Annotated in this window: 3 protein-coding genes and 1 pseudogene; 2 read left to right on the forward strand and 2 right to left on the reverse strand. The window is 68.7% G+C overall.

All coding sequences use genetic code 11. The features are described from left to right. Positions 1–55: 55 nt before the first annotated feature. Both AB0I42_RS37185 and AB0I42_RS37190 read right to left on the reverse strand, forming a co-directional pair. A complete protein-coding gene (locus AB0I42_RS37185; RefSeq protein ID WP_357544473.1) occupies positions 56–262 on the reverse strand; it encodes a hypothetical protein in 207 nt (68 codons plus the stop codon). Between the two features lie 624 nt (positions 263–886). Then, positions 887–1562: pseudogene (locus AB0I42_RS37190) on the reverse strand (IS5 family transposase); the annotation flags it as partial. 291 nt (positions 1563–1853) lie between these two features. On the opposite strand from AB0I42_RS37190, the gene AB0I42_RS37195 reads away from it, so the two are divergent. Together AB0I42_RS37195 and AB0I42_RS37200 are read left to right on the forward strand one after the other, a co-directional pair. After that, entirely contained in the window at positions 1854–2234 is a 381-nt protein-coding gene (locus tag AB0I42_RS37195) for a hypothetical protein (RefSeq protein ID WP_357544474.1), read from the forward strand. A 76-nt stretch (positions 2235–2310) separates the two neighbouring features. Further along, entirely contained in the window at positions 2311–2646 is a 336-nt protein-coding gene (locus AB0I42_RS37200; protein ID WP_357544475.1) for a hypothetical protein, read from the forward strand. Positions 2647–2838: the final 192 nt, after the last annotated feature.

Here is a 2838-nt window from a genome sequence, read left to right on the forward strand (position 1 = left end):
TCCTGCTCTGGTCGATCTGGCGGCGAACATCCCAAGCCCGCGCCCGACGATCCCACTACCAGCGCAGACAGGCGAAGTGACGTTGGAGTATTAGGGTCTGGTTGGTGAGCTCGTCCGCCTCGTGCCATGTCGCGCCGGCATGCATAACAATGCGCATCATCCGGGCGTAGTTCTCCCGGTAGAACGTGACGTAGGCCGGTGGCGCGGGAGGGTACTGTTCGCGCCGCGCCACCGGCGCTGGGGCGGCGTTGTGGGCATCCACTCGGGGCCTTCCTCCGATCCATCCGCGACAGCCACCACCGATTGGTCGCTCCGTACGTAGGTCGCGCCCACCCGCTCCATGTGAGTGAAGTTGAACAAGATCTTTTCCGATGTCCACCCCCATCAGCACGAACCGCAGGCTGGTCGGGTGGCGGCCGGCCAAGGGACGTCTTTCTCCCATGACCGGCCGCTGCGGGCGCTACTCCCTGTCGCCAGCCACGTACCGATGCAGCGCGAGAAGGAGCAGCACGGTACCACCAAAGGCCCCGCCCCCAGTTAGCACCGCCGCGGGCTCGTTCGCACCCGCGAGGTAGGACAACACGCCAGAAGCGACTCCGACGAACGCGGCGGCCATGAGAATCAGTGCGAGCCAGACCGAGCGTGGCGCCTGCGGAGAAGGCTCCGGTGATGTCGGCAGGGACGAGAACGAACGTGGAGCAAGGGCCATGATTAGTCCTTTAGTTGCGGGCACTTCCCCCTGTAGGACCAACATCCACCAGGTATGTGAGCACCGACATGCCGGCGTGGCGGATTGAACGGCCGAGAGCCTGATCGCCAGGCTCGGTGTGTGAACACCGCCCGGTGGCCCTTCTTCTGCAGATGACTGTGCTGACGGGCGCCCGCGGCGTGCTAGGCCGCGTTTCATCTGCCGGTAGGTGATCGGGTCGAAGGCCGGTGGCCGCCCGCCTTTGGACCCCTTGGCCCTGCGGTGTGCGTCCTGGTCGGCTTGGTCGGGATGCAGAGCTTGATCTTGCGCCTGCGGGCGTAGTCGCGGTTGCCTCGGCTGGCGTATGCCTTGGCGGCCAGGACCAGGTCGGGTCGGGTGCGGGGCCGGCTACCACCGGCGCGATACACCTTGATCCGTTCGACGACAGCGGTGAACTGTGGGCTGTCGCCTCGCTGGTCGGCGGTGACCGCCGCGGCGAGGGTCTTGCGGCCCTGTTCACAGGCCAGGTGCGTCTTGGTGGTGAACCCTCCCCGCGAGCGGCCGAGGGCGTGATCGTCGACCTCGGTGTGGACGTCGCCCGGTGGTTCCTTCTGCAGAAGGCCGTTGCGGCGGGCGCCGGCGGCGTGTTGGTGGGTGCGGCTGATGGTGAAATCGACACTGACCGTCCAGTCGATCTTCCCGGCAGTGTCGGCGCGGATCTGCAGCCCGGCCAGGATCCGCGTCCAGGTGCCGTCACGCTGCCAGCGCCGGAACACCGGTACAGCGTCTGCCAGGGCGGGTACAACGACGGTGGGACGTCCCGCCAGCGTGCTCCGGTCCGTGTCCGCCACCGGATCCGGTCGTCCCGCCGCTGGCCACTCTGCATGAGCGGCGCACCGCGTTAGACGACAAACGAGGCCGTCAACCCCGGGCGCGGCCGTACGGCCGCGCCCGGGGCGTCACTGGGCGCGGGTTGGTTGGGCGGCGGCCGGGTCGTGCGGTGCGGATCGGAGAAGGTCGCGGCAAGGCGTCGGCGTGGGCGGCGGGACGCGGCCCTGCGGCGGAAGAGGGAAAGGTCGGCCGTTTGCTGGCCGGGCTTGTGTGCGGTGCCCCTGGCCCTGGTCGGTGGGCGATGCCGCAGCGTGGCACATCGCGCGGCGGCGAGATGACCGCGAGTGGCCCCCGAACTCGACCGCGAGATGCCCGCACGAATCGTCGACCAGGCGCTGGCCTTCCTCGGTACCTGCGCCCGCACCACAGCCCCCTGAGCCCGAGCACACTCGTCGACATCGGGTGGCACACCTTCCTGCTGTACACCCGGGAGTACGCGGCATTCTGCGACCGGATCGCCGGCGGCTTCATCCACCACGAACCCGAAGACGGCACCGAATGGCCGGCCGTACCCGTACACGAGCCCGTAGAGGCCCGCCGCATCACCATCACGGCCATGCGGGCCGCCGGCTACCACGTCGATCTCCCACTGTGGAACATGAAGGCCGACTGCACCCAGTGCCACCAGGGATGCCACGACAGCCCGGCGCGCTGACCGGCGACCCCGGCCTCCGCTCCGGCGCCCGTAGGCTGCACCCGTCACACAACCCGCGGGGAGCGAGGAGCAAGACATGCCCCGTCGTCACTGGATACAGCTACCCACCCGCGTCCGCCACGCGATCGAGACACACACCGGACGCGTCCGCTCGGCCACTTCAGCGACGACGGGGTCCGTCTCCGACCTCGCCGCAACCCTGCACACCGACCACGGCACCGTCTTCTGCAAAGCGATCGAGACCACGAACCCGCACGTACGCATGCACCGCAACGAAGCCCGCCTCAACCCCTGGCTACCCGACACCGTTCCCCGCCTGCGCTGGACCGTCGAGGAATCCGGCTGGCTCGCCCTCGGCTTCGACCACATCCCCGGCCGCCACCCCGACCTGACCGTCGGCTCCCCGACCTGACCACCATCGCCGCAACCCTTACATCCCTGACCGAAGCCCTGCCCCCCTGCCCACCGGTCAAGGTCCAGACCGCCGCCATCCGATGGTCCCACCGCCTCCCGTTACCTTTTTGATGTCCCCAGCCGGGGACTGCTCGGTCGCCCGGCCTGGTATGACTTACCGCCCCTGTCGTGCGGATGATCCGGGGGGTGT

The sequence above is a fragment of the Polymorphospora sp. NPDC050346 genome (assembly GCF_040655695.1).
Lineage (GTDB): Bacteria > Actinomycetota > Actinomycetes > Mycobacteriales > Micromonosporaceae > Polymorphospora > Polymorphospora lycopeni.

Bases quoted from the DNA above. Each gene is read 5' to 3' on its own strand.
- AB0I42_RS37195 (WP_357544474.1), top strand. From the start codon at position 1,854: ATGACCGCGAGTGGCCCCCGAACTCGACCGCGAGATGCCCGCACGAAT.
- AB0I42_RS37200 (WP_357544475.1), top strand. From the start codon at position 2,311: ATGCCCCGTCGTCACTGGATACAGCTACCCACCCGCGTCCGCCACGCG.